Consider the following 23,853-nt stretch of genomic DNA (forward strand, 5'->3'; position numbering starts at 1 on the left):
ACGCGGCCGCCCGGCAACGGCCGGAACTTGATGGCACGGGACTCGCAGGGATCACCGCACAGACGGCAGGTCACGCCCTGGATGGAAATACAGGCGGCACCGAGCCGCGCCAGCACCGGCAGGCGGCCCAAACCGTCGAACGCCTTGCGGTCGATGGCCGCCGGGCGGCCGTCGCGCGGCACGCAGGCGGTGTCGCAATCGCCGCAGAAGGTGCAGCCGCCGCGGGCGAAGTCCACCACCGGCCGGCCATCGGCACCCTTGACGAGAATGTGTTCGGAACAGGAGGCGAGGCAGGCGCCGCAACCATCGCAGGCAGCGGCGAAAGTCGCGATGCTCCAGGGCGGACGTGGGCCCGACGGCGCCCGGTTCTCGGTCCGCCTCGTCAACAACGTCCGCCGGGACATGAGCCCAGACATCGGATTTCCTCCCTCGGCAGGCCACCCCCTCTCCCCAGGGGTGATGCCAGATGGCGGAAAAATGTCACCGCACCCGATCGGGCGCTTTGACGTTGGTCAAAAGACCCCATGGAAGTGAGGACAAAACTTACCGTCACGCGAGATCAGGCGTGAACCAGGACCCTTTGGCGCATCATGCGCTCGAACTCCTCGGCGGGAACGGGCCGGGAGTAGTAGAACCCTTGCACGGTGTCGCATCCGTTGTTGCGCAGGAACATGATGTGTTCGGCGATTTCGGCCCCCTCGGCCACCACCTCCAGGTTGAGGCCGCGCGACAGGCCGATGATGGCGCGGGCGATCTCGGCGGTCTTGGGATTGGTGTCCACGTCGGCGATGAAGGCGCGGTCGATCTTCAGGGTGGTGATGGGGAAGCGCCCCAGATAGCTGAGGGAGGAATAGCCGGTGCCGAAATCGTCGATGGACAGCCCGACGCCCAGGTCGCGCAGCGCCTTCATCTTGCGCACCGCCGTATCCACGTCGTTCATCAGCATGCTCTCGGTGATCTCGAGTTCCAGCCATTTGGGATCGAGGCCGGAGGAATCGAGAGCCTCGGTCACCGTCTCGATCAGGGCGCGCGAGCGGAACTGCCGCGCCGAGACGTTGACCGACACCTTCAGCGGATGGAAGCCGGCATCCTGCCAGCGGCGGTTCTGCACGCAGGACTCGCGCAGGATCCAGGTGCCGATGGCCTCGATCTGGCCGCTTTCCTCGGCCACCGGAATGAACTCGCCGGGCGAGACCATGCCGCGCTCGGGGTCCATCCAGCGGATCAGCGCCTCGGCCCCGACGATGGTGTCGCTGTCGGCCGACACCTTGGGCTGGTAGAAGACCACGAATTCCTCGTTGGCCAGGGCGCGGCGCATGCGGCCCTCCAGTTCCAGCCTGGACTTGGCCTTGCGGTTCATGTCCTTGGAGAAGAACTGGTACTGGTTGCGGCCCGAGACCTTGGCGTAGTGCAGCGCGTTCTCGGCGTGCTTGACCAGCTGGGTGCTGGAATCGGCGTCCAGGGGATAGACGCTGATGCCGATGGAGAAGGTGATCACCACCTCCTGCCCGTCCAGGGCGAAAGGCTCCTTGACGGCGTTCAGCGCCTTCTCGGCGACGATGACGCTGTCGTCGGTGTCGGCGATGGCCATCACCAGGGCGAACTTGTCGCCGTCCAGGCGCACCGCCGTGTCGGTCTCGCGCACGCACATCTTGAGACGGCGGGCCACCTCGATCAGCAGGCGGTCGCCGGCGCCGTGGCCCAGGGCGTCGTTGACCAGGGTGAAGCGATCCAGCCCCATCATCATCAGCGCCACCGAACCGCCGGTGCGGTTGGCCTGCAGCACCGCCTGGCCGATACGGTCGGCGAACAGGTCGCGGTTGGGCAGGCCGGTCAGGGAATCGTAGCCGAAGCTGCCGCCCTCGCCACTGGCGTCGTCGGCCACGGCGGGCCGCACCACGCAGAGATAGCGGTCGGGAAAGTCGGCCGCCGAATTGATGGCGGCGGCGGTGACCTCGAAGGGGCGTTCCTTGCCGTCGGGACAGGCGACCATGCCCTGCCAGCGCCCGCCCGCCCCGGGGGTCAGCGCCCGGTAGATCATGCCGGCCGCCAGGCGCGAAACCTCGGCCCCACTGGCCGAGGTGAACCCCATCAGCGTCTCGAACGCCGGGTTCGAGCGCAGGGGGTTGCCTTCGCCGTCGGCGATGATCACCGCGTCGCGGATGGAATCGAGAAGTCCGTTGAGAAGTGCCTGGATGTCATTCATGCGTCACCGTGGGGGAACAATCTTTCAAATCGGCGCGGGATTCGCAATCTTCTTCTCGCCGACCTCTTTCCACCATGCCAAGCTGCCGCCATGACGTCCTCCATTCTCTATTCCGGCCTCGGACTGGACCGCGCCCACTCTGTCCGCCGGGGTGGCGACATCGCCCAGCTCATGCGCCGTCCGGGCGCCCGCTTCACCCTCTACTGGCGGGGCCGTCAGCTGGTGGCCGGCACCCCGCCCGCCATCCGCTGGCTCGACCGCGCCTACGGCCTGCGCCTCGCCGAGGCCACCGGGGGCAATTGCCTGCTGCTGGGCGAGGATGCGGCCGGGCCATTGCTGGCCCTCGACGTCTCCAGGCTGGACGGCGGCGACAACGGCCCGGAGATGGGGGGCAACTGGGTGTGGCTGCGCTCGGTGGGCGGGGTGCTGCCCGCCCAGGATGCCGCCCTGCTGGCCTATGCCCGGGGCGTGCTGGTCTGGCGCGAGAAAACCCGGTTCTGCGCGTCCTGCGGCGGTCCGCTGCTGGTCCAGGATTCAGGGCATTCGACCAGATGCGCCGCCCCCTCCTGCGGCGCCCTGCATTTTCCCCGCACCGACCCGGCGATCATCATGCTGGTCACCGACCCGGCGGGCCGCGCCCTGCTGGGCCGCCAACCCTCGTGGACACCCGGCATGTATTCCTGCCTGGCCGGCTTCGTCGAGCCGGGCGAATCGCTGGAGGGCGCCGTGGCGCGCGAAGTGTGGGAGGAAGCGGGCATCACGATCCGCTCAACCACGTACGTAGCCAGCCAGCCCTGGCCCTTCCCCTCCTCCCTGATGATCGGCTTCAACGCCGTGGCGGAGAAAGGCGAGCCGGTGGCCGACCCGCACGAGATCGAGGACGTGCGCTGGTTCTCCCGCGACGAAGTCCGCGCCTTCGGCGAGGCCGACCGTCCGGGCGCCGAAGGCCGCTTCCTGCCGCGCCGGGATTCCATCGCCCGGGTGCTGGTCGAGGCGTGGCTGAAAGGCTGATCGTCAAGTCGCCGGCAACCGCCCCGGCCAAAGCCTTGCCCCGTGGCGAAGAGCCAGGACATCGACGAAATCCTCCGTCACCCGATAGGCGATGAGGAACGGCAGGCCCGGCACGACCAATTCACGGGTTCCTTCGATCCGCCCCTCGCGCCCCATATGGGGATGAACCGCAAGCCCTTCCGCCTGCGCCCGCAGCAATCGGGCAACCCGCAACGCGGCGGCAGGGTCCCGCTCGGCGATATGGACATGGATGTCGGCGAGGTCCTTGAGAGCCGGCCGGGTCCAGCGCAGCCTCACTCCTTGGCTGCCGCTTCAAATCCCTTGAAAAGCGCTTCGACCTCGTCGGTCGAGGCGAAATCCCCCGCATCGGCAGCCGCCAACCCCGCCTGGACGGCCTCCGCCCAGCGGCGCTCGTCGGCCAGATAGCGATCGATGGCTTCGTTGACCACGAAATTGCGCGAACGGTTGTGGGCCTGGGCCAGGCGGTCGATCTCGCTCAGCTTGGCGGCATCGGTGCGAATGGAGAAGTTCTGTCCGCTCATGGCGCGGCTCCGCGGGATCGTGATTACGTTGTAATCATAGGTAATCACCCGCCTTAAAGCAACCCGCCTACCCCAGCAGGGAGCGGCGATCCTCCATGATGCGGCGCAGGATGGGGGTGAGGATCAGCTCCATGGCCAGTCCCATCTTGCCGCCCGGCACCACGATGGTGTTGCGCCGGCTCATCCACGAATCCTTCAGCATCTGCAGCAGGAAGGGGAAGTCGACGCGGAAGCGGTCGGGCTTGCGGAAGCGGATCACCACCAGGCTTTCGTCGGCGGTGGGGATGTCGCGGGCGATGATGGGGTCCGAGGTGTCGACGATGGGCACCCGCTGGAAGTTGATGTCGGTCAGCTTGAACTGCGGCACCACGTAGTGAACGTAGTCGTGCATGCGGCGCAGGATGGTGTCCATCACCGCCTCTTCCGAATAGCCGCGTTCCGAGGTGTCGCGGTGGATCTTCTGAATCCATTCCAGATTGATCACCGGCACCACGCCGATCTTCAGGTCCACGTGCTGGGCGACGTTGTTGTCCCGGGTCACCACGCAGCCGTGCAGGCCCTCGTAGAACAGGCAGTCGGTATCCTCAGGCAGATCCTCCCAGGGGGTGAACTCGCCGGAGCCCACGCCCAGATGGGCGAAGCGCGCCGCCTCCTCCTCGTTGTGGACGTAGAAGCGCCGCTTGCCCCGCCCGGTATCGCCGTAGGAGGCGAACAGCTCCTCCAACTGGGGAAAGAGATTGGCGTCGGGGCCGAAATGGCTGAAGGTCCGGCTGCCGGTCTTCTCGGCCTCCTTCATGGCCTTCTTCATGTCGGCGCGGTTGTAGCGGTGAAAGCTGTCGCCCTCGACCACCGCCGGCTTGATGCCCTCGCGGCGGAACATGTGCTCGAAGGCTTCCTTGACCGTGCTGGTCCCCGCCCCCGACGAGCCGGTAACGGCGATGACCGGATGTTTTCTCGACACGATGTACCCCACTCAAGCGGCGATGCGCAGGCGATCACGCCAGCCGGGATACAGCCGATCGGCGTCGGACGCAAAGGATTCGAAGGCAGCCTTAAGTTCAGGGTGGCCCTGGGCGTAGTCCACCAGATCGATTCCGGCCTGCCACGCCTCGTGGGCCTGACGCAGCGACAGCGCGCCGGCGACGGGGCCGTCCTTGTGGCCGAAGGCGCCGCCGCCCGAGGTCTGAATGACGTTGGAATGCCCGAGATTGTCGAAGAAGCCCGGCAGCCGGAGCGCGTTCATGCCGCCCGAGATGATCGGCGTGCAGGCCATCATGCCGCCCCAGTCCTGGCGGTAATGGGCACCGTCGGCCATCTGGCGCTCCAGCATGTAGGCCACCATCTTCTCGTCGGGGGCGCCTTCCATCTTGCCGTAGCCCATGGTGCCGGTATGGATGCCGCTGGCCCCGATCAGGCGGGCCATCTTCATGTGGACCAGCACGGTGTAGCCGCGCTGGGACTGGCGCGAGGTGACGGCGCCGTGACCCGCCCGGTGGTAGTGCAGGAAGGTGCCGGGGAAGTTGCGGCGGCAGGTGGTCACCGCCGTCGGCCCGGCGACGAAGCCGTCCACCAGGAAGGCCACATGGGAGGCGTTCTCGCCGAAGGTCTTCAGGATGAACTCGCCGCGCGCGATCATCTCGGCCGGATCGTCGGCGGTGATGTTGGCGGAGAACAGCTTGGGCCGCCCCGTCTCGTCCTGGGCGCGGCGCATGGCGTCGGCCACCAGGATCATGGTTTCCTTGAACGGCGCGAAGACCTGGTTGCCCTGGGGCTCGTCGTTCTTGATGAAGTCGCCGCCCAGCCAGAACTGGTGGCAGGCGTCGGCGAAGGGCTTGGGACGCAGGCCCAGCTTGGGCTTGATGATGGTGCCGACCACCATGCCGCCGTTCACCTCGGGACGGCCCAGCACCTTCCACATGTGGGAGATGTTGACCGCCGGGCCGTCGAACAGCCGCAGGAAATCGGGCGGAACCCAGAAATCCTCCATCTTGGCGTGCTCCACGTCGCTCATGCCCTGGTTGTTGCCCACGGTGAGCGTCAGGAACGAGGCGATCATCGCCTTGCCGTCGATGATGTTGCGGTCGAACAGCTCCACCGGATAGGCGATCTTCATCAGCCCGCTCGCCTCGTCGGCGTGATAGACCAGGGCGTCGACGCCGCGGGTGAAGTCGTCGGTGGTGCACACCTCCACATTGGTGCCGGTGGAGGATTCGGCGGCGAAATGGGCCGCCGTCTCCACATAGCCGTAGCCGGCCTTGGGCCGCATGCGATAGGCGCACAGCACATGGCGGCCGCCCGCGATCAGCTCGGCCTCGCGCAATCCCAGATTCACATAGCGCTTCGACTGGTCCATGGCGCCGTCGTCTCCCGGATGGTTCTGGGCATTCGCCCTTGTATTCGCGGACGCTACTATGAGGGCGGCGGCCGGGCGCCGGAACACCCGGAGGGGGAGTATGGGAAAATGACTTGGGTGGGAGCCCCCCACCCGCCGGGAGTGGGGCGGGTGGGAAAACCTACCCTTCTTTATCCCAACGGCAACGGCCTGACCGTTGAAACAGTGGATTGAACCACAGAGGCACCGAGAAAATGAACTGTCATGCTGAGCGCAAGCGAAGCATCTTTCAGATTGAAGCGGCCGCCGCAGATGCCTGAAGGACCCTTCGCGCTGCTCAGGGTGACACTTTCGTTAGCTTTATTCCTCTGTGCCTTCTCTGTGTCTCTGTGCCTCTGTGGTAAATTTACCGCGTCCGCAACAAAGCCGTCGCCAGAACGACCTCAGCCCACCTTGACGCCGGATTCCTCGAACATCACGCGGGCGGTGTCGAATTCCTCGGCCGGCATGGAGGTGGTGCCGTCGCCCACGTGAATCTGAGCCACTCCCGCCTGGATCAGCGAGCGGGCGCAGCGCGAGCACGGATAGTGGGTGACGTAGACGGTGCAGCCCTTGAGGCTGACCCCCACCCGGGCGGCATGGGCCACCAGGTTTTCCTCGGCATGGGAGGTCCACAGATACTTGGCCGGGCGCTCCATGCGCTCGGGCCTGTCCTCCACGCCCCTGGGCAGGCCGTTGTAGCCGGTGGCGCGGATCTCGCCGTCGGGTCCCACCGCCACCGCCCCCACCTGGGTGCTGGGGTCCTTGGACTTGCTCGCCGCGTGCTTGGCGAAGCCCATGAAGTAGTCGTGCCAGCTCATGGTCATGGTGATCAGACCGCCTTGGAATGGCGCTGCTCGCCCGCCTTGAGGTAGCGATCGAACGCGGCGCAGACGGCGCGCACCAGGGTGCGGCCCTCGTCGGTGACGTGGATGCGGTGGCCGGCGACCTCCACCAGCCCGTCGGCCTGCAAGGGGGCCAGCGAGGCCAGTTCGGGGCCGAACTGCGAACCGTCGGCGCCATGGCGGGCCGCCACCTTGTCCAGGTCGATCTCCAGGTCGCACATCAGCCGCTCGATGATCTCGCGCCGCAGGATGTCGTCGGCGGTAATCGCCACGCCGCGCGAGGTGGCCAGCTTGCCCTCGGCCATGGCGCGCTGGTAGGCGTGGACCTCGCCGTCGTTGACCACGTAGCCTTGGGGCAGCGAGCCGATGCCCGAGGCGCCGAAGCCGATCAGGGTGGTGGCGGAATCGGTGGTGTAGCCCTGGAAATTGCGGTGCAGCCGCTTGTTCTTCAGCGCGATGGCCATCTCGTCGTCGGGGGCGGCGAAATGGTCGAGGCCGATCTGGACATAGCCCAGGGTCTCGGTCAGCAGCCTGCAGCCCTGTTCATACTGCTGCCAGCGGGTCTCGGTGTCGGGCAGGGTGTCTTCGGGGATCAGGCGCTGGTGCTTCTTCATCCACGGCACGTGGGCATAGCCGAACAGGGCGACGCGCTTGGGGCGAAAGCCCTTCACCGCCTTGTCGATGGTGGCCAGCAGCCCGTCGAGGGTCTGGTGCGGCAATCCGTAGATCAGGTCGATGTTGACCTCGGGCACGCCGTACTTGCCCAGCCATTCCACCACCCGCTCGGTGACCTCGTAGGGCTGGATGCGGTTGATGGCCTGCTGCACCTTGTCGTCCAGGTCCTGCACGCCGATGGAGGCGCGCGTCACCCCCGCCCCGGCCATGGCCTGGACATAGGCCTCGTCGGCGGTGCGCGGGTCCAGTTCCACCGCCACCTCGGCATCGGGCTTGAGGATGAAGCGGCTCTTCAGCAGGTCGATGGTGCGGACGAAATCCTCGGACGAGAGGATGGTGGGCGAGCCGCCGCCGAAATGGACGTGGCGCGCCGTCATGCGGGTGGGCAGCGCCTCGGCCACCAGGTCCACCTCGCGCCACAGGGCGTCCATGTAGGCGGCGACGGGGGCGTAGCGCTTGGTGATCTTGGTGTGGCAGCCGCAGAACCAGCACATCTCGGCGCAGAAGGCGATGTGGAGGTACAGCGACAGTTCCAGTTGGGGATCGATTTCCCCCAGCCAGCCCTTATAGGTCTCGGCCGTCACGCCGGGATGGAAATGCGGCGCGGTGGGATAGGAGGTGTAACGGGGAACGCGAAGGTCGTACTTGGCCGCAAGATCGGGGCGCATCTGAGGTATCCCGCAAAATTCGGCCCAAACCTACTCCCAGCGGCCCGCCATTGGCAACACCGGGCGGCGTGGGGGTATTCGCGGCAATGGAAAGTCAGCTCCCTGCCGGCAGGTAGCGGATCGCCGCAAGGATGACGGTGACGGCGATGATCATCACCGAGCCGAACCAAATCTTCAGGTCGCGTTTGGCAAGCTCGACGTCGGAACGGAGCGACCTTTCGACCCGATCAAGATCGCCCTTGGTCGCCAATTCCTGGCTGGTGGCCTCGGCAAACGCCTCGGCAGCCGCCTTCGCCTGCTGGTGGGTGAACCCGCCTGCTTCAAGTTTCTCGACGAACTTCAGAGTGTCGAAGGGGATCGTTGCCATGACCGCCGTACGGCTCCTGTTCCTGCCGGTCGCAATCCTACACGAACGGCGACCAAAATGTCACTCGGGCGGAACGGTGCTGACTGAGGTGACGGTAATAAAGCAGGAATGGTAAATGATACGCCGCCCGACCAAAGATGATGCGGGCGGCGCTAACTGACTGATATAATTAAGAATGCTGCGCCACGAATTTTTCCAGCCAGTGGATGTCGTAATCGCCATTGACGAAATCGGCGTCCTGGACCAGCCGGTTGTGCAGCGGCAGCGTGGTCTTGACGCCCTCGATCACGTATTCGCCCAAGGCCCGGCGCAGGCGCATCAGCGCCTCGTTGCGGGTGTTGCCAAACACGATCAGCTTGGCGATCATCGAGTCGTAATGCGGCGGAATGCGGTAGCCGGCATAGAGGCCCGAATCCACCCGCACGCCGAGACCGCCGGGGGCGTGATAGCCCTCGATCCGGCCGGGGCACGGCGTGAAGGTCACCGGGTCCTCGGCGTTGACGCGGCATTCCAGGGCATGGCCGGCGAAGCGCACGTCGGCCTGGGTGTAGCCCAAGGGCGCCCCGGCGGCGATGCGGATCTGCTCGCGCACCAGATCGATGCCGGTGATGGCCTCGGTGATGGGGTGCTCCACCTGCAGGCGGGTGTTCATCTCGATGAAGTAGAACTCGCCGTTCTCGTAGAGGAACTCGATGGTGCCGGCGTTGCGGTAGCCCAGCTTGGCGATGGCGTCGCAGGCGATCTTGCCGATCCTGGCGCGCTGGTCGGCGTTGAGCGCCGGCGACGGGGCCTCCTCCAGCACCTTCTGATGCTTGCGCTGCAAAGAGCAGTCGCGCTCGCCCAGATGCACCACGGCGCCGTAATTGTCGGCCAGGATCTGCATCTCGATGTGGCGCGGCTTGCCGAGATACTTTTCCATGTAGACGTCGGCGTTGCCGAAGGCGGCCTTGGCCTCGTTGCGGGCCAGCTTCCAGGATTCGACCAGCTCATCCGGGTTGCGGGCGACCTTCATGCCCTTGCCGCCGCCGCCGGCGGTGGCCTTGATCAGCACGGGATAGCCGATGCCCGCCGCCACTTCCAGCGCCAGTTCCTCGGTATCGACCGAACCGTCGGAGCCGGGCACCACCGGAATGCCGGCGTCCTTGACCGCCTGCTTGGCGGTGATCTTGTCGCCCATCATGCGGATGTGCTCGGCCGTCGGGCCGATGAACACGAAGCCGTGCTCCTCGACCATCTGGGCGAAGTCGGCGTTCTCGGACAGGAAGCCGTAGCCGGGATGGATGGCGTCCGCCCCGGTGATGGAGGCGGCCGACAGGATCGCCGCCTTGTTCAGGTACGAATCGCGGGCCGAGGGCGGGCCGATGCATACGGCCTCGTCGGCAAGACGCACATGCATGGCGTCGTTGTCGGCGGTGGAATGCACCGCCACGGTACGGATGCCCATCTCGCGGCAGGCGCGATGGATCCGAAGTGCGATCTCGCCCCGATTGGCGATGAGGACCTTCTCGAACATCATGCTATTCGATGATCAGCAGGGGCTCGCCGAATTCCACCGGCTGGCCGTCGGTCACGAAGATGCGGGTCAGCTTGCCGCCCCGGGGCGCCCGGATGGGATTGAAGGTCTTCATGGCCTCGATCAGCATGATGGTCTGGCCCTCGGCGACCATGTCGCCGGGATTGACGAACTTGGCCGCGCCGGGCTCGGGCGCCAGATAGGCGACGCCCACCATGGGCGAGGTCACCGCGCCGGGATGGTCGGCGTCGGAGGCCGCCGCCTGGGCCGGCATGGACGCGGCATGGCCCACCATGGCCGGAGCGGCGTGATGCACGGCCACCGGAGCCGCCTGACGGGCGACGCGGATGCGCATCTCGCCGACGCCGTATTCGATTTCGGTGAGGTTGGTTTCATCCAACAGGGCCGCCAGGGTGCGGACCAGTTCGCTGTCGATGGGAGTCTTGTTGCCCATTATGCCTCTGCATTTCCCTTGATCAGGCGGGCCAGCGCGTCGAGCGCCAGGATGTATCCGTGGCTTCCCAGCCCGCAGATCATCCCCTTGGCCGCCTTGGCCACGTAAGAGTGATGGCGGAACGAATCCCGCTGGTGAATGTTGGACAGGTGAACCTCGATGGTCGGAACCTCCGCCGCCAGCAGCGCGTCGAGGATCGCCACCGACGTATGGGTATAGGCCCCGGCATTGATGATGATGCCGGCGACGCGGCCGCGGCATTGCTGAATGCGGGTGACCAGCTCGCCTTCCATGTTGGTCTGCGAGAATTCAACCCCCATGCCGAGCGACGCGCCGTGGCCGCGGCAGGCGGCCTCGATATCGGCGAGCGTCTCGGTCCCGTACAGCTCCGGCTGCCGGGTGCCCAACATGTTGAGGTTGGGACCGTTCAGAATGCTGATTATGGGATCGGGTCCGTTGTTCACCATGGCAGGGTTTATAGCACGGGTCCGTCGCGGCGCAAGGTACAGAAGCGACCGACCCCCACCGTTCGTCCAGGGTATGCTTTCCACCCTTGCCTAAGTCCTGGGGGCTTGGCAAAAGGAATAGGGGACTGGGTGCGCATACGGAAAAACCATGATGAGCCTGTACAGGTTCGGGCTTGCACTCCTTATGGGGACGAGCCTTCTCGCCTCGCCGGCCGGAGCGGAAACCGTGCGTGCCGCCGGCACCGGCATCGGCATCGCCCTGGTCCGCCTGCTGGCTGAACAGTACCGCCGCGACCATCCCGACACCCCCATCTGGGTTCCGGAAAGCGTCGGCACCGCCGGTGCGATCAAGGGACTGGCCGCGGGCAAGCTCGACGTGGGCATCCTGGCCCGCCCGCTGAAGCCGGGCGAGGTGGAGGGCGGCATGTCGGTCCCCATCTGCCGCACGCCGCTGGTGTTCTACATCAATGCCGGGCGCCGGGACGTGACGCTGAAGCGCGGCGACCTGGCCGCGCTGTTCGCCAATGCCCTGCCGCCCTTCCCCGGCGGCGAGGTGCGGGTGCTGCTGCGCCCGCCCACCGATACCGGCTTCATCCGCCTGCTGGAGACCTATCCCGACCTGGTTCCGGCGGTGACGGCGGCCCGTGACGCGCGGGGTGCCGTCATGGCGCTCACCGACCAGGACGCCATGGACGCGGTCGAAACCAGCCGTACCCTGGTGACCTTCGGCGCCTTCGCCCCCTTGCTGGCGGAAAAGCGCAAGCTGGTCGCCGTGCCCCTGGACGGCGTGACGCCCAGCCTGGAGACCCTGGAGAACGGCCCACCCCTGCCCGAGATGCCGCTGGTCCTCGCCCTGCCCCGCTCGCCCTCGGCCGCGGCCCGGGCCTTCGTCGATTATGCCCGCTCGCCCCCCGCCGCCGCCTTGCTGCGCGCCAACGGCTGCCTGCCGGTGACCGGAAACTGATGTCTCCCATCGAAACCAGCAAGGCGGTGATCCAATCCATCGCCCGGGTACGGCGGATGTTCACGCTGGGGCTGGTGGCGGTGGGCTTCCTGTGGCTGTTCGTCATTCCGGTCTTCGAGGTCTGGCAGCGCTACAGCCAGGCCCAGCTCGAGGCCGAGATCCGTCTCGGCCTGGTGACCGACCGCCTGTCGTCCTTCGTCGCCGCCAATCTGGACGTCTGGGAATTCGAGGGCGTCCGACTGCCCTCGGTGGTGGCGGGCGTTCTGCGCGGCGGCACCAATCCGCCGTCGCGGCTGGCCTTCATCGATCGGTCCGGCACGGTCAACGAGTTCCCGGTGCGGGGCGAGACGGGCCGCTTCAACCTGACGCTGGAGGACGAGGTCACCGACGGAAGGCTGCCGGTGGGCCGGGTGGTGATGGAGGTGCCCCTGGACGACGCGCTGCAGCCGGCCCTTCTGTCGGGGGGAATCGGGCTGGGTTCCATGGCCCTGCTGCTGCTGCTGGCCCGAATGGTCGGGCGCAAGGCGCTGGACCGCTCGCTGGCGGTGATCGAGGAAACCACCGACAGCCTGTCGCGCCGGGTGGAGGAGCTGGAGGAAGCCCGGCAACAGCTGGCCGCCCATTCGGCCCATCTGAAGATGGCCACCCAGGACATCACCCATGTGGCCCTGCTGACCACCCACCATCTGCGCGAGCCGCTCAGGACCATCCTGTCCTATTCCCAATTGCTGGTGCGCTGGCACGAGACCGGGGCCGGGGGGGAGGAAGGCGCCGGCTATCTGGACTTCCTCAAGTCCGGCGTCTCCCGCATGCAGACGCAGTTGAAGGCGCTGTCGCGCTATCTCGGCCTGCGCGAGCGCCCGCTGTCCATGATCCCCGTCGCCCTCGAGGATGTGCTCAAGGTCGCCGGGCAGAGGCTCGACAATGCGGTGGCGCCCGAGTGGCACGAGCTGCCCGTGGTGACCACCGACCCCGAGATGGTCGCCGACCTGTTCACCGAAGTGCTGGCCCATGCCGTCCGTCATCGCCGTCCCGACGCCAAGCCGAGCATATGCGTCAAGGCCCGTCCCCAGAAGGACGAGTGGGAAATCCGCTTCTGTGACGACGGCCTCCCCCTGGACGAGCGCGATCCCGAGCGCATGTTCCACCTGCTGGTCCACGCCGAGGGCGGCACCATGCGCCCCGGCCTGGCGACGGCCCGCCTGATGGCCTTCCTGCTGGGTGGGGCGCTGTGGGCCGAGAACGGCGAGGACCGACGGGGCGTGGTGCTGTGCCTGACCCTGCCGAGGCAGTCTTCCGGGCGAAATCAGGGGGCCGAGGCAACGGCGGCGGCCGACAGGCTGGAGCTGCTCTCCTCGGCGGGAGGCTGAGCGGTGAACAGTTCCCGCTCCGGCATGTGAAGCCAGGCGGCGATCAGCCGCTGCTGCAGGGGCGGCACCGGGTGGGTCTCGGCCAGCCACGTCTCCAGCTCGGCCAGGGGAACCCGGATGCCGTCGGCCAGTTGGAGCGGCGTGGAGCCGCAGGCATTCAACGCTGCCCTCAGCTTGAAGGCCCAGCGGGATTCGGCTTCCTCGGTCTTGATGATGCCCGCCCCGGCCCGGCAGATCATGCGATAGGCCTCTTCCGCCAGCAGGCCCGAGGCAATGCCGGCGAAGGACACGAAGAAAATGTTGAGATTGTCGGAATCTCCCGACGAGATGGTCAGCTGTCCCGCCTTCAACAGCACGAACACCACCAGCGACGTCACCATGCCCTGGAAGGGGCGGATCAGGTAATAGGAGGCCGGCCGCTCCTCGGACGCGGTCAGCAGGGTCTTGGTCACGTGCAAGGTGCTGCCCAGCGCCCCCATGGACAGGGCCAGCAGCAAGGTCAGAATCTCGCTGGGCAGGGCGAACAGGCTGGCATAGCCCAGTTCCTGCAGGGTGTCGGCGGTGGCGGCGGCCCGGTCCACGGTCAGCGGATCGATCTTCAGCCGAGCCGCCTCGGCCGCCACCTGGGGATGGGCCGACCAGGCCGAACGCAGCACCGCGTATCGGGATTCCATGGCCTTCCTGAGGTCGCGGATGTCGAATTGCAGCTGCATCATGGCGCCCATCACCGCCGCCCACTGCTTTTCCGTCTCCATGTCCACCGGCTTCCGCAAGGCCGCCGAAAGCCGGGGCGCCAGGTCGTAATTGTCGATGATCGGCTGAAGATCCTGCAACGCCAGTCCTTGCGCCACGCCGAAATTGCGGAAATCCGAGATGGCGCCCTGCAGCAGCACCTCCTTTTCCGCCAGCAAGGCGGTCTCGCGTTCCAGCGCCTCTTCCTCGCCGCTGCGGATGTCGCGGCCCACCTCGATCATGTGGATCACGTTGGCGGATTCGTCGCCGATGCGCCGGGTCAGTTCGCTGACCCCCAAGGCCCCCACCGCCACGTAGAGCAGCGCTCCGTAAAGCAGCGCCAGCCAGGCCATGGACCCCGCCAGCTGAACGAACGTCTTGGCCCGCGTCGAAGAATCCATCTCGCCCCCCGGCTGAAACAAGACAGCATTAAAACGATATACGACTCCAACTTCAACATCCTTAGGGTGTCTTATTGCAACAATAACTCCTTATGATTGCATGCAATCCTTCCGACCGGCAAAGATGCGCCATCGCCGGGGGATTGCCTCGCGGGCGGCTCGGTGCCATGTTTCAGGCTCGAACCGTGAGGGGGCTGAATGGCCCTTTGGCAGCAGGGACATCATTCATGAAGCTGGTGATCAATGGCGAGGAGCGGAGCTTTACCGCCTCCATGACCGTCGAGGCTCTTTTGGGCGAGCTGGGCGTCGATTCCCGCAAGGTGGCGGTGGAGCGCAATCTGGAGATCGTTCCCAAATCCTCCTACGCCCAGGTGGCGGTGAATGACGGCGACAGGCTGGAGATCGTCGCTTTCATCGGCGGCGGCTCTTCAGCCGCGGGCATCGGCGGCGGCTCCGACACGGCCGACACCTTCACCGTGGCGGGCAAGACCTTCACCTCGCGGCTGCTGGTGGGCACCGGCAAGTACAAGGATTTCGAGGAGACCGCCCAGGCCATCGAGGCCTCGGGCGCCGAGATCGTCACCGTGGCGGTGCGCCGGGTGAACCTGTCCGATCCTTCCAAGCCCATGCTGGTGGATTACGTCAGCCCCAAGAAGTACACCTTCCTGCCCAACACGGCGGGTTGCTACACCGCCGACGACTCGGTGCGCACCCTGCGTCTGGCCCGCGAGGCGGGCGGCTGGAATCTGGTCAAGCTGGAGGTGCTGGGCGACCAGACCACGCTGTACCCCAACATGCCCGAGACCCTGAAGGCCGCAGAAGCCCTGATCAAGGACGGGTTCGAGGTGATGGTCTACTGTTCCGACGACCCCATCCAGGCCAAGATGCTGGAAGACATGGGCTGCGTCGCCATCATGCCGCTGGGCTCGCTGATCGGCTCGGGGCTGGGCATCCTCAACCCCACCACCATCCGCATAATCAAGGAAAGCGTGAAGGTCCCCGTCCTGGTGGACGCCGGCGTCGGCACCGCCTCGGACGCGGCGGTGGCCATGGAGTTGGGCTGCGACGGCGTGCTGATGAACACCGCCATCGCCCATGCGAAGGACCCCGTCCGCATGGCCCGCGCCATGAAACTGGCCATCGAGGCCGGGCGGCTGTCCTATCTGGCCGGGCGCATGCCGAAGAAGAGCTATGCCGACCCCTCGTCGCCCACGTCCGGACTGATCTGAGGAGCCTCGCGCCATGAACATGGAGACCTTTCTCGACAACCTGATGGTCTACGGCTTCTGGATCGGCCTGGGCTTCGGCGTGTCCTGGCTGATCCGCAAGCTGGCCGGATGAGCGCCGCCCTCGTCCTGCTGCCCGGCCTGCTCAACGACCACCGGCTGTGGTCGGGCCAAGCGGCCGCCCTGACCGGACGGGTCGAGGTGATGGTCGGCGACCTCACCCTGGACGATTCCCTGGGCGCCATGGCCGACCGGGTGCTGGCGGCGGCGCCCCCGACCTTCGCCCTGGCCGGGCTGTCCATGGGCGGCTACGTGGCCATGGAGATCATGCGCCGGGCGCCCGGTCGGGTGGAGCGCCTGGCCCTGCTCGACACCACGGCGCGGCCCGATCCGCCGGAACAGACCCAGCGGCGCAAGGACGCGGTGGAACTGGCCCGCTCGGGCGGCTTCGACAAGATCATGCCCACCATGCTGCCCCTGCTGCTGCATCCCGACCACCTGAAGGACGAGGCGATCACCGGGCTGGCCAGGGACATGGCCCGCGCGGTGGGAGCCGAGGCCTTCGCCCGTCAGCAGGCCGCCATCATGGCGCGCCCCGATTCGCGGCCATCCCTTTCCGGGATCGCCTGCCCCACCCTGGTGCTGTGCGGGGCCGAGGACGGCCTCACGCCCCCCGACCGCCACGACGAAATGGCGGCGCTGATCAAGGGAGCGCGGCGGGTGACCATCCCCCATTGCGGCCACCTGTCGCCCATGGAACGGCCCGACGCGGACAGCGCCGAACTGCTGGCGTGGCTGTCGCCATAGATCTTGAGCCCCACAAGGGAAGACTGAGGGTGAAGGTGGCGCCTTGACCGGGGGCGCTGGCCACCGAAATAGAACCGCCGTGGCGCTCGACGATCCGCTTGACCAGATAGAGCCCGAGCCCCGTTCCCGGCGTATGCTCCACGGTGCTGGAGCGATAGTACTTCTCGAAGACGTGGGGCAGATCGGCCGGCGAGATGCCCGCGCCCTGATCGACCACGCGAATCTCGGCCCGGTCGTCGCGGCGTCCCAGTTGCACCTCGATGGGGGTGGCGGGCGGCGAGTACTTGCTGGCATTGCCCAGCAGATTGGAGAACGCCACTGCCAGGAGATCTCTGTCGCCGGAAACCACCACCGACTCGCTCGACGACAGACGGATCAACCGCGCGGGGGCGAGATCGGCGATGTCGGTCGCCGCCGCCTGCACCAGAGCCAAAAGGTCGATCGGATCACTCCGGAATTTGGTGGTGGCGATCTCCAGCCAGTCGTTGTCGGTCAGCATGTCGATCATGTGGTCCATGCGCCGGACGGCGCGAAAGACCTTTTCGGTTTCCGTCCGCGTGTCGCCATCTTCCCCTGAGGTCAGGGAAAGGACCGAGGCGGCCCCGGAAATGATGCCGAGCGGAGTGCGGAACTCGTGGCTGATCATCGCCATGAAATTCCGCTGCTCCTGGGCCGCCTTGCGCTGAATGTCGAGGGCGCTCCGAATCTGCCGGTTGGTTTCCCGCAGCGCCTGCTCCGCTTGCTTCAACTGGCTGATCAATGCTCCGCGATTGGCGTGAAAGATCGCGGCGGCAAGGAACAGAATGGTGCTGAGGCCGAGATCGCAGAGGGCGGAGAACATCGCCTTGTGGTCCAGGTCGTAGAGCTCGGGAAAGCCGTAGCCCAGGGACGAGGCGGTGGGCATGCACACCAGCCCCAGAATGCTGAGCACCAGCCATGCCAGGGTGTCCCGGGACAGCCCGAGAAGGATCACCGAACAGACCGGCACCAGGAACAGCCAGTGGATGACCGGCGACTGGCTTCCGCCGGTGAGGGCGCTGTTGCCGAGGATGGCAACGAACAGGCAGTCGGCCAGGAACAGGTTGCCGGTCAGGCGGTAATTGCCCGATCTGCGAAAAAAGGCGAGAAGGATCAGGATGATGACGAAGCAGGCCGACATCAAGACGACACCGGCGGGGTAGCCGATCCCCGCCGACGTTATGATGTAGACGACGCAGTAGATGGAGGTGATCAGGCCGATCTGGACCATCAGACGATCCCGAATCAGCTGATCATCTGCGTCATCGCGGCGAACCGGCAGGAGTCGCCCGACGATCTGTTCCATCCTGTTCAGGCCCGTTCCTCCCCGGCCGCCAAGACTCGCTCACGATAGCGGGGTTTTTCCCTCTTGGGGAGAGGGTTACCGCGCCTCAATCCAGGCTGACCGTTCCCGGGCAATTGTCGCTCCTTGCCGCCGTCGCCGGGCACGAAATGGGAGACAGCGTCCTGTCCAGGCAGAGACGAACCTCGGACAGCCTTTTTCCCGTGCACCGTACGGTGAGCGATTGCGGCGGAACCGGCCAATGCCGCTTCAGGTCGGACACCCGGATGCGCCCGGCGCCGCCGGCGGGAATGGAGGGGGCAAGGCCGAAGGCCGCCACCGCCCGGTTGATCTTGCCGAAATACTCGTCCTGGCGGCTGGTGACGCAGGAACCGTGCTTGTCCCATTCATGTTGCCGCAGCTTAGAGCCGATCATCACCCTGGACGCCTCGTCCACCGTGGGAGAAGGCTTCACCGGATCGACCGCCTGACAGCATTGCGGCCATTGGCCCTCGGCATATTGCGGCCACAGCCCATGCACCACGAAGCCGTAATCGGCGCCGGGGCCGCATTGCTGCCGGTTGCGCCGCCCCGGTTCCGTGTCGCAATAGGCCGGCGCCCAGGACAGGCTGAGCAGGTAGTAATCATAGCGCCCCACGGTGCCGCGCGCCGGGCCGCACTGGTCGGCCCAGGCGGCGACCGGGGCGAGAAGTCCCGCAATGATCAGAAGAAGTTTCATGCCAGGCCATCCACCATCCTTTCATCCTGTTTACGGTGGTCAGGCCTGGAAAGCAATCGGAGCGCGAATTACATTCTTAAGAAATGGATGATAACATCCACCATTGAGCATCGGCGGAGCGAACCATGACGGGCCGGGGGCCGGAACATCTGCGCAAGACCACCAACGTGGTGCTGGACGCCCTGGTCCGCGCGGCGGAACAGGCGCTGCACGGCCACGCCATCGACATGCGCACCCTGGAAGCCCTGGTGGCCGAACTCAAGGATTCCATCGCCTTCGACGATTTCTACCGCCGCTCCTATCGGGAACTGATGGAGGTGGTCGAGGGCGAAAGCATGGAGCAGCGGCGCACCAACGCCTTCGGGCGGCTGATGCTGCATCCGCTGTCCGGGCTGTTCTCGGAGGGCCGGCTGGACCGGGTGCTGGTTCCCAACATCTTCTCGTTCCTGCACATGGTGCTGGGCGACGAGGAGGCGGTGGCCGCCGAACGCTGCGCCGCCATCGTCAAGACCCTTAAGGACGATCTGGGCGACCACTTCACCTGGGATGCCTTCTACGCCGATGCCGAGGCCAAGGTCATCCTGTGGCATGTCCTGGTCAAGATCGCCGCCTCGTTCAAGCGCTACGACCTGCGCAAGGACTGGTTCATCAAGCTGATGCAGTACCACCCCACCACGGTCAGCCTGGCGTCCAACGCCTTCGTCACCAGGGAGCACAGCCCCTACGACGATCCCATCCAGTTCGGCGAGCGCGAGTTCTGCATGTTCTTCCACGCCATGTTCGATCCGCTGCAGAACCTGGACCGCAAGGACGAGGCCGCCTTCCACAAGGAATTCGGCACCGATCCCCACCACCTGATCGGCAATTTCCTGGTCAATCTGGCCACCTGCGCCATTTAGCGCCGGCCGCAATCCCTGTTTTCTCCCCCTTCGTCGTGGGATAGGATCCGGCACCGAACGGAACCGACCCAGGGGGAACGACACATGAAGACCAACGACAATCTCGCCGAGGCCTTCGCGGGGGAAAGCCAGGCCAACCGGAAGTATCTGGCCTTCGCCGAGGCCGCCGCCAAGGACGGCCTGCCCGAAATCGCCAAGCTGTTCCGCGCCGTGGCGGCGGCCGAGACCATTCACGCCCACGCCCATCTCCGCGCCATGGGCGGCATCAAGGCGACGGCCGATAACCTGCGCGAGGCCATTTCCGGCGAGAAGCACGAATTCGAGGAGATGTATCCCGCCTTCATCAGCACCGCCGAGGCCGAGGGCGCCCGTCAGGCGCTGCTCTCCATGCGCCACGCCATGGCGGTGGAGAAGGTCCACCACGGCCTGTTCCTCGAAGCCCTGGCCGCCATCGAGGCCGGACACGACCTGCCCGGGGGCGACATCCACGTCTGCGCCATCTGCGGGCACACGGTGATCGGCGAGGCGCCGGAACAGTGCCCGGTCTGCAACGCCAAGGCGGGGAAGTTCTCGGCGGTGGCCTGAAAACGCGGGGTGACGGAACGTCAGAACCGGCGGAACGTCACCCCACCCACTCGTATATCTCGTCCCGGCGGACATGGCACTGGCAACCGGCGGCGCACGAGCCCTCGTCCACCCGCCGGACCCTTCCCTTGGCGATCCAATGGCCGAGCATCTGCCGGACCGCATCGGGCGAGGACTCGAACCGGGTGGCGATCTCGCCCAGCCCGGCCCGGCGGCGCTCCATCAGATAGGCCTTCACCTCCACCAGGGTCATGGGCGCCGCTACTCCGCCGGAACGGCGGCCAGCATGCGTCGGCCCTGAACCGCCGAGTACAGCCTGAGCAATACGGTCGCCAGGATGGGCGTCGCCACGCAGCCGGCGATCCAGACGGCCGCCCGGCCGGGATCGCGCTCCAGCCCCGCCGCCGCCTGATAGAATCCCACCGAGGCGCAATATCCCAGCAGCGAGGTCCAGCCGGCCGCGAAGGCGGTCCAGCCCAGCCCGGCCTCCTGCTTGATGGCGCCCATGGCGGCGACGCAGGGGGTGTAGAGCAGGATCAGCAGCATGTAGGCGAAGGCGCCGGCCGCGCCGTCGAAGCGGGCGGTCATGGCGCCGAACACGTCGCCCTTGACCTTCAGCTCGGTGGCGGCGGCCTGGGAATCGGCGGTGAAGGACAGGTCCAGCCCCAGGGGATCGCCCAGGGATTCGGCCACCTTGGACAGCTTGACGGGAATTGTGGCGGCGGCCTCCATCAGCTTGGCCGGGATACCGCCCTCGCCCTTGTCCTCGGCGGCGCCGTCGGCCTGGGCATACAGCGCGTTGAGCGTGCCCACCACCGCCTCCTTGGCGAAGATGCCGGTGAACAGCCCCACCGCCGCCTGCCAGTTGCCGTCGGTGACTCCCATGGGATGGAAGACGGGGGTGATGACGCGGCTGGCCTCGGCCAGCACGGAATCCTGGCTGTTCTCCTTGCCGAAACTGCCGTCGGTGCCAAGGGCGTTGAGTATGCTCAGCACCGCCACCAGCGGCACGATGAACTGGCCGGCGCGGAAGATGAATTCACGCAGACGCTGCCAGGTCTGCAGCAGCACCGTGTGGACGGTGGGCAGATGGTAGGGCGGCAGTTCCAGCACGAAGGGCGAGGCCTCGCCGCGCAGCACCGTGGTCTTGAGGATCAGGCCGGTAGCGACGGCGAACAGAATCCCCAGCAGATAGAGGGCGAACACCACGTTCTGGCCGTTCTCGACGAAGAAGGCCGAGGCGAACAGGGCATAGACCGGCATGCGGGCGCCGCACGACATGAACGGGGCCATCATCACGGTCAGCACGCGGTCGCGGCGGCTTTCCAGGGTGCGGGTCGCCATGATGGCCGGCACGTTGCAGCCGAAGCCGACGATGAGGGGCACGAAGGATTTGCCCGGCAGGCCGATGGCCCGCATGGCGCGGTCCATGACGAAGGCGGCGCGGGCCATGTAGCCCGAATCCTCCAGGAAGGACAGGAACAGGAACAGCGAGCCGATGACGGGAATGAAGGTCGCCACCGTCTTGACGCCGCCGCCCACGCCCGTGGACAGCGCCACCACCAGCCATTCCGGCGCGCCGGCGCCGTTCAGCAGGGCGCCGACGCCGTCGATGAACAGGGCCTCGGCGACGAGGCCGAAGAATTCGATGAACGAGCCGCCGATCTTGATGGTGAACAGGAACATCAGATACATGGCGAACAGGAAGATGGGCACGCCCAGGAAGCGGTTCAGCACCACCTTGTCGATGCGCCGGGTCAGCGCCAGCGAGGCCTTGCGGTGGTGCAGCACCGCCGCTTCCATCACATGATGGATGAAGGTGTAGCGGCCGTCGGCGATGATGATGTCCGCCTCCTCGCCGCATCGAGTCTCGATATCGGCGCGACGGGCCTCGACCTCGGCGTCCAGCTTGCCCGCCGCCAGGGTCTCGGCGAAATTGTCGCCCTCGATCAGCTTCAGCGCCGCCCAGCCCGCCTCCACCTGGCGGGCCGCCGCCGCCTCGGCCAGAAGGGCGGCCAGGGCGTCACGGCCGGCCCGCACCGCCGCCGCGTGCTCGGGCTGGACGGCGGGCACATGCCGGCCGGCGCAGGCCTGGGCGATGGCGGCGCGCAGATCGTCGATGCCGCGCCGCCGGCTGGCCACCAGCGGCACCACCGGGCAGTCCAGGGCCTTGGACAGGGCGGCGACGTCGATGTGGATGCCGGTCTTCTCGGCCAGGTCCATCATGTTGACGGCCACCACCATGGGCACCCGCATCTCCAGCAGCTGGGCGGTGAGATAGAGGTTCCGCTCCAGGTTGAAGGCGTCCAGGATGTTGACCACCACCTGCGGCTCGCCCGACAGCACGTAGTCGCGGGCCACCCGCTCGTCCTCGGAGCCCCTGGCGATGCCGCCGATCATGTAGACGCCCGGCAGGTCCACCAGATCGTAGCTTTCGCCCCGGAACTTGTAGGAGCCGACCTTCTTCTCGACGGTGACGCCCGGCCAGTTGCCCACCTGCTGGGTGGAGCCGGTCAGGGCGTTGAACAGGGTGGTCTTGCCGCAATTGGGATTGCCGACGACGGCGACGATGTTGCGCATGGTCAGACCCTCTCGGCCTTGAGGACGGCGGCTTCCGCCTTGCGCAACGTCAGGGTGAAGTTGCGGACCCGGATTTCCACCGGATCGCCCAACGGCGCCACCCTGGTCACGGAGAATACCGCGCCGGGGGTCAGCCCCATGGCCAGCAGCCGCTGGCGGTAATCGCGCTCGCCCTTGGCGAAGCCCACCACGCGGGCCGACTCACCGGGCTTCATCTCCTGCAGCGAAACGTCCATGATCCTTGCCTCGCGAGCCTAGATGCGATCGCATCGCATCTTCATTCTCAGGCATAGACCATTAGAAAAATATGGTCAAGAACACAGAGCGCATATCACCCGCGCCGGCAGGCCAGGATGGAGCGCCGGTGCCGGGCATGGCCGATATTCCCGGCCAGGAGGGAGGATTCGAACCCGGCCTGGTCCAGGCGCTCCCGGATTTCCTCGATGGTGTAGGAGGACAGGCCCAGGGTCTTGCGCCGCTGGTGGTAATTGGAATTGAGGGTGCGGAGCAATCCCTTCACCGCCTCGACCAGGAAGGCCTCGCGCCAGGCGAAGCCCAGCAGGGCGGTGACGTCGCCAATGACGCTGTTGGCCGGGCTGAGGATGTCGCCGATGATCAGCTTGCCCCCCGGCTTGAGGGTCCGGTGCAGTTGCGCCAGCAGGGCGGGCAGATCCTCGCGCGGGAGGTACTGGATCACCGAGATCAGCAGCACCACGTCGCACACCCCCTCCAGCACGGACAGATCGTCGGGCACCACGATGCCGTCCAGGTGGGAATAGCGCTGGCGCAGCCTGGGCCGCCGCCCGCCGGCGGCGTCGTAGAGGAACACCCGCCCGCCCCTGGCGACGATGTCGGGCGCCATCAGCGCCTCGCCGCAACCGAAATCCAGCAGCGTGAACGGGCCATCGGGAAGCAGCGGTGAAATTCCCGCAAACAACTCCCTGTAATGGGCCTCGAGATGACGAACCCCCGTATAAACCGAGACATCACCGTCCCAGTAATCGATCCAACCGCTCTTTTGATTCATTCAAGCCCCCAACTCCTGGACGATCTTGGCGGCAAAGACCACTCCGGCGCAAGGGGAAGCTCGCGATAAGTGATGCATTTCCCACCAGCCCCCGTACACTGGTC

26 protein-coding genes are annotated in these 23,853 nt (G+C 66.4%); 7 read left to right on the forward strand and 19 right to left on the reverse strand.

All coding sequences use genetic code 11. From position 1 onward, the window contains the following. Nucleotides 1-416, reverse strand: a 416-nt coding sequence (locus tag ACV4UZ_RS11970) for a 4Fe-4S dicluster domain-containing protein (protein ID WP_491601050.1), incomplete at its 3' end; no start/stop codon positions are given. 143 nt (nucleotides 417-559) lie between these two features. Then, nucleotides 560-2,206, reverse strand: coding sequence for a putative bifunctional diguanylate cyclase/phosphodiesterase (locus ACV4UZ_RS11975; RefSeq protein WP_491601051.1), 1,647 nt, complete (start codon nucleotides 2,204-2,206; stop codon nucleotides 560-562). Between the two features lie 90 nt (nucleotides 2,207-2,296). Between ACV4UZ_RS11975 and nudC the strand changes: the two genes are divergently transcribed. Further along, a complete protein-coding gene (gene nudC, locus ACV4UZ_RS11980; RefSeq protein WP_491601052.1) occupies nucleotides 2,297-3,217 on the forward strand; it encodes an NAD(+) diphosphatase in 921 nt (306 codons plus the stop codon). 3 nt (nucleotides 3,218-3,220) lie between these two features. Here the strand turns inward: nudC and ACV4UZ_RS11985 are convergent, their stop codons facing one another. The 10 genes from ACV4UZ_RS11985 to aroQ form a co-directional block, all read right to left on the reverse strand. Next, nucleotides 3,221-3,514 carry a type II toxin-antitoxin system RelE/ParE family toxin gene (locus ACV4UZ_RS11985; RefSeq protein ID WP_491601053.1) on the reverse strand — a complete coding sequence of 98 codons (294 nt, stop codon included), beginning with the start codon at nucleotides 3,512-3,514 and terminating at the stop codon, nucleotides 3,221-3,223. Then, nucleotides 3,511-3,759: a CopG family ribbon-helix-helix protein gene (locus ACV4UZ_RS11990; RefSeq protein ID WP_491601054.1), complete on the reverse strand. Its 249-nt coding sequence runs from the start codon at nucleotides 3,757-3,759 to the stop codon at nucleotides 3,511-3,513. Before ACV4UZ_RS11990 ends, ACV4UZ_RS11985 begins: the two co-directional genes overlap by 4 nt. A gap of 67 nt (nucleotides 3,760-3,826) precedes the next feature. Then, complete coding sequence (locus ACV4UZ_RS11995) at nucleotides 3,827-4,720, reverse strand: phosphoribulokinase (protein WP_491601055.1); 894 nt, start codon at nucleotides 4,718-4,720, stop codon at nucleotides 3,827-3,829. A 12-nt stretch (nucleotides 4,721-4,732) separates the two neighbouring features. Continuing rightward, a complete protein-coding gene (locus tag ACV4UZ_RS12000) occupies nucleotides 4,733-6,112 on the reverse strand; it encodes a ribulose-bisphosphate carboxylase (RefSeq protein ID WP_491601056.1) in 1,380 nt (459 codons plus the stop codon). Nucleotides 6,113-6,534: 422 nt separating this feature from the next. Continuing rightward, nucleotides 6,535-6,957, reverse strand: a complete 423-nt coding sequence (locus ACV4UZ_RS12005) for a deoxycytidylate deaminase (RefSeq protein ID WP_491601057.1) — start codon at nucleotides 6,955-6,957, stop codon at nucleotides 6,535-6,537. A gap of 5 nt (nucleotides 6,958-6,962) precedes the next feature. After that, nucleotides 6,963-8,318, reverse strand: a complete 1,356-nt coding sequence (hemN, locus tag ACV4UZ_RS12010) for an oxygen-independent coproporphyrinogen III oxidase (RefSeq protein WP_491601058.1) — start codon at nucleotides 8,316-8,318, stop codon at nucleotides 6,963-6,965. Between the two features lie 94 nt (nucleotides 8,319-8,412). After that, nucleotides 8,413-8,685 (reverse strand): hypothetical protein, encoded by a 273-nt coding sequence (locus ACV4UZ_RS12015; protein WP_491601059.1) that lies wholly within the window; start codon nucleotides 8,683-8,685, stop codon nucleotides 8,413-8,415. Between the two features lie 169 nt (nucleotides 8,686-8,854). Next, nucleotides 8,855-10,198: an acetyl-CoA carboxylase biotin carboxylase subunit gene (accC, locus tag ACV4UZ_RS12020; protein WP_491601331.1), complete on the reverse strand. Its 1,344-nt coding sequence runs from the start codon at nucleotides 10,196-10,198 to the stop codon at nucleotides 8,855-8,857. A gap of 4 nt (nucleotides 10,199-10,202) precedes the next feature. Continuing rightward, nucleotides 10,203-10,652 carry an acetyl-CoA carboxylase biotin carboxyl carrier protein gene (locus ACV4UZ_RS12025; protein ID WP_491601060.1) on the reverse strand — a complete coding sequence of 150 codons (450 nt, stop codon included), beginning with the start codon at nucleotides 10,650-10,652 and terminating at the stop codon, nucleotides 10,203-10,205. Beyond that, entirely contained in the window at nucleotides 10,652-11,119 is a 468-nt protein-coding gene (gene aroQ, locus ACV4UZ_RS12030; RefSeq protein ID WP_491601061.1) for a type II 3-dehydroquinate dehydratase, read from the reverse strand. The genes ACV4UZ_RS12025 and aroQ overlap by 1 nt, the downstream gene beginning before the upstream one ends. 184 nt (nucleotides 11,120-11,303) lie before the next feature. On the opposite strand from aroQ, the gene ACV4UZ_RS12035 reads away from it, so the two are divergent. Then, nucleotides 11,304-12,083: a PstS family phosphate ABC transporter substrate-binding protein gene (locus ACV4UZ_RS12035; protein WP_491601332.1), complete on the forward strand. Its 780-nt coding sequence runs from the start codon at nucleotides 11,304-11,306 to the stop codon at nucleotides 12,081-12,083. Continuing rightward, entirely contained in the window at nucleotides 12,083-13,453 is a 1,371-nt protein-coding gene (locus ACV4UZ_RS12040; protein ID WP_491601062.1) for a sensor histidine kinase, read from the forward strand. Before ACV4UZ_RS12035 ends, ACV4UZ_RS12040 begins: the two co-directional genes overlap by 1 nt. On the opposite strand, the gene ACV4UZ_RS12045 is transcribed toward ACV4UZ_RS12040, so the two are convergent. Beyond that, entirely contained in the window at nucleotides 13,390-14,586 is a 1,197-nt protein-coding gene (locus tag ACV4UZ_RS12045) for a hypothetical protein (RefSeq protein WP_491601063.1), read from the reverse strand. The two genes, ACV4UZ_RS12040 and ACV4UZ_RS12045, sit on opposite strands and share 64 nt — an antisense overlap. Nucleotides 14,587-14,813: 227 nt before the next feature. On the opposite strand from ACV4UZ_RS12045, the gene thiS reads away from it, so the two are divergent. Next, nucleotides 14,814-15,815 (forward strand): sulfur carrier protein ThiS, encoded by a 1,002-nt coding sequence (thiS, locus tag ACV4UZ_RS12050; protein WP_491601064.1) that lies wholly within the window; start codon nucleotides 14,814-14,816, stop codon nucleotides 15,813-15,815. Between the two features lie 108 nt (nucleotides 15,816-15,923). Further along, entirely contained in the window at nucleotides 15,924-16,619 is a 696-nt protein-coding gene (locus tag ACV4UZ_RS12055; protein ID WP_491601065.1) for an alpha/beta fold hydrolase, read from the forward strand. Here ACV4UZ_RS12055 and ACV4UZ_RS12060 read toward each other — a convergent pair. Both ACV4UZ_RS12060 and ACV4UZ_RS12065 read right to left on the reverse strand, forming a co-directional pair. Continuing rightward, nucleotides 16,516-17,868, reverse strand: coding sequence for a sensor histidine kinase (locus ACV4UZ_RS12060; protein WP_491601066.1), 1,353 nt, complete (start codon nucleotides 17,866-17,868; stop codon nucleotides 16,516-16,518). The genes ACV4UZ_RS12055 and ACV4UZ_RS12060 overlap by 104 nt on opposite strands. 160 nt (nucleotides 17,869-18,028) lie before the next feature. Further along, nucleotides 18,029-18,658: a ribonuclease T2 gene (locus ACV4UZ_RS12065; protein ID WP_491601067.1), complete on the reverse strand. Its 630-nt coding sequence runs from the start codon at nucleotides 18,656-18,658 to the stop codon at nucleotides 18,029-18,031. Nucleotides 18,659-18,783: 125 nt separating this feature from the next. On the opposite strand from ACV4UZ_RS12065, the gene ACV4UZ_RS12070 reads away from it, so the two are divergent. Next, entirely contained in the window at nucleotides 18,784-19,557 is a 774-nt protein-coding gene (locus ACV4UZ_RS12070; protein WP_491601068.1) for a hypothetical protein, read from the forward strand. 84 nt (nucleotides 19,558-19,641) lie between these two features. Continuing rightward, complete coding sequence (locus ACV4UZ_RS12075) at nucleotides 19,642-20,142, forward strand: rubrerythrin family protein (protein WP_491601069.1); 501 nt, start codon at nucleotides 19,642-19,644, stop codon at nucleotides 20,140-20,142. 37 nt (nucleotides 20,143-20,179) lie between these two features. Here ACV4UZ_RS12075 and ACV4UZ_RS12080 read toward each other — a convergent pair whose 3' ends face one another. From ACV4UZ_RS12080 to ACV4UZ_RS12095, 4 genes are all read right to left on the reverse strand, one after another. Then, entirely contained in the window at nucleotides 20,180-20,395 is a 216-nt protein-coding gene (locus tag ACV4UZ_RS12080; protein ID WP_491601070.1) for a FeoC-like transcriptional regulator, read from the reverse strand. An 8-nt stretch (nucleotides 20,396-20,403) separates the two neighbouring features. After that, nucleotides 20,404-22,722 (reverse strand): Fe(2+) transporter permease subunit FeoB, encoded by a 2,319-nt coding sequence (gene feoB, locus ACV4UZ_RS12085; protein WP_491601071.1) that lies wholly within the window; start codon nucleotides 22,720-22,722, stop codon nucleotides 20,404-20,406. A gap of 2 nt (nucleotides 22,723-22,724) precedes the next feature. Then, nucleotides 22,725-22,958: a FeoA family protein gene (locus ACV4UZ_RS12090; protein ID WP_491601072.1), complete on the reverse strand. Its 234-nt coding sequence runs from the start codon at nucleotides 22,956-22,958 to the stop codon at nucleotides 22,725-22,727. Between the two features lie 95 nt (nucleotides 22,959-23,053). Further along, on the reverse strand, nucleotides 23,054-23,749 hold the full coding sequence (locus ACV4UZ_RS12095; protein ID WP_491601073.1) for a class I SAM-dependent methyltransferase: 696 nt from the start codon (nucleotides 23,747-23,749) through the stop codon (nucleotides 23,054-23,056). Between the last annotated feature and the right edge of the window lie 104 nt (nucleotides 23,750-23,853).

Source organism: Paramagnetospirillum sp., from assembly GCF_058402745.1.

Bases quoted from the DNA above. Each gene is read 5' to 3' on its own strand.
- ACV4UZ_RS11975 (WP_491601051.1), bottom strand. From the start codon at position 2,206: ATGAATGACATCCAGGCACTTCTCAACGGACTTCTCGATTCCATCCGC.
- nudC (WP_491601052.1), top strand. From the start codon at position 2,297: ATGACGTCCTCCATTCTCTATTCCGGCCTCGGACTGGACCGCGCCCAC.
- ACV4UZ_RS11990 (WP_491601054.1), bottom strand. From the start codon at position 3,759: ATGAGCGGACAGAACTTCTCCATTCGCACCGATGCCGCCAAGCTGAGC.
- ACV4UZ_RS12000 (WP_491601056.1), bottom strand. From the start codon at position 6,112: ATGGACCAGTCGAAGCGCTATGTGAATCTGGGATTGCGCGAGGCCGAG.
- ACV4UZ_RS12005 (WP_491601057.1), bottom strand. From the start codon at position 6,957: ATGACCATGAGCTGGCACGACTACTTCATGGGCTTCGCCAAGCACGCG.
- hemN (WP_491601058.1), bottom strand. From the start codon at position 8,318: ATGCGCCCCGATCTTGCGGCCAAGTACGACCTTCGCGTTCCCCGTTAC.
- ACV4UZ_RS12015 (WP_491601059.1), bottom strand. From the start codon at position 8,685: ATGGCAACGATCCCCTTCGACACTCTGAAGTTCGTCGAGAAACTTGAA.
- accC (WP_491601331.1), bottom strand. From the start codon at position 10,198: ATGTTCGAGAAGGTCCTCATCGCCAATCGGGGCGAGATCGCACTTCGG.
- ACV4UZ_RS12025 (WP_491601060.1), bottom strand. From the start codon at position 10,652: ATGGGCAACAAGACTCCCATCGACAGCGAACTGGTCCGCACCCTGGCG.
- aroQ (WP_491601061.1), bottom strand. From the start codon at position 11,119: ATGGTGAACAACGGACCCGATCCCATAATCAGCATTCTGAACGGTCCC.
- ACV4UZ_RS12035 (WP_491601332.1), top strand. From the start codon at position 11,304: ATGGGGACGAGCCTTCTCGCCTCGCCGGCCGGAGCGGAAACCGTGCGT.
- ACV4UZ_RS12040 (WP_491601062.1), top strand. From the start codon at position 12,083: ATGTCTCCCATCGAAACCAGCAAGGCGGTGATCCAATCCATCGCCCGG.
- ACV4UZ_RS12045 (WP_491601063.1), bottom strand. From the start codon at position 14,586: ATGGATTCTTCGACGCGGGCCAAGACGTTCGTTCAGCTGGCGGGGTCC.
- thiS (WP_491601064.1), top strand. From the start codon at position 14,814: ATGAAGCTGGTGATCAATGGCGAGGAGCGGAGCTTTACCGCCTCCATG.
- ACV4UZ_RS12055 (WP_491601065.1), top strand. From the start codon at position 15,924: ATGAGCGCCGCCCTCGTCCTGCTGCCCGGCCTGCTCAACGACCACCGG.
- ACV4UZ_RS12060 (WP_491601066.1), bottom strand. From the start codon at position 17,868: ATGGTCCAGATCGGCCTGATCACCTCCATCTACTGCGTCGTCTACATC.
- ACV4UZ_RS12065 (WP_491601067.1), bottom strand. From the start codon at position 18,658: ATGAAACTTCTTCTGATCATTGCGGGACTTCTCGCCCCGGTCGCCGCC.
- ACV4UZ_RS12070 (WP_491601068.1), top strand. From the start codon at position 18,784: ATGACGGGCCGGGGGCCGGAACATCTGCGCAAGACCACCAACGTGGTG.
- ACV4UZ_RS12075 (WP_491601069.1), top strand. From the start codon at position 19,642: ATGAAGACCAACGACAATCTCGCCGAGGCCTTCGCGGGGGAAAGCCAG.
- ACV4UZ_RS12080 (WP_491601070.1), bottom strand. From the start codon at position 20,395: ATGACCCTGGTGGAGGTGAAGGCCTATCTGATGGAGCGCCGCCGGGCC.
- feoB (WP_491601071.1), bottom strand. From the start codon at position 22,722: ATGCGCAACATCGTCGCCGTCGTCGGCAATCCCAATTGCGGCAAGACC.
- ACV4UZ_RS12090 (WP_491601072.1), bottom strand. From the start codon at position 22,958: ATGGACGTTTCGCTGCAGGAGATGAAGCCCGGTGAGTCGGCCCGCGTG.
- ACV4UZ_RS12095 (WP_491601073.1), bottom strand. From the start codon at position 23,749: ATGAATCAAAAGAGCGGTTGGATCGATTACTGGGACGGTGATGTCTCG.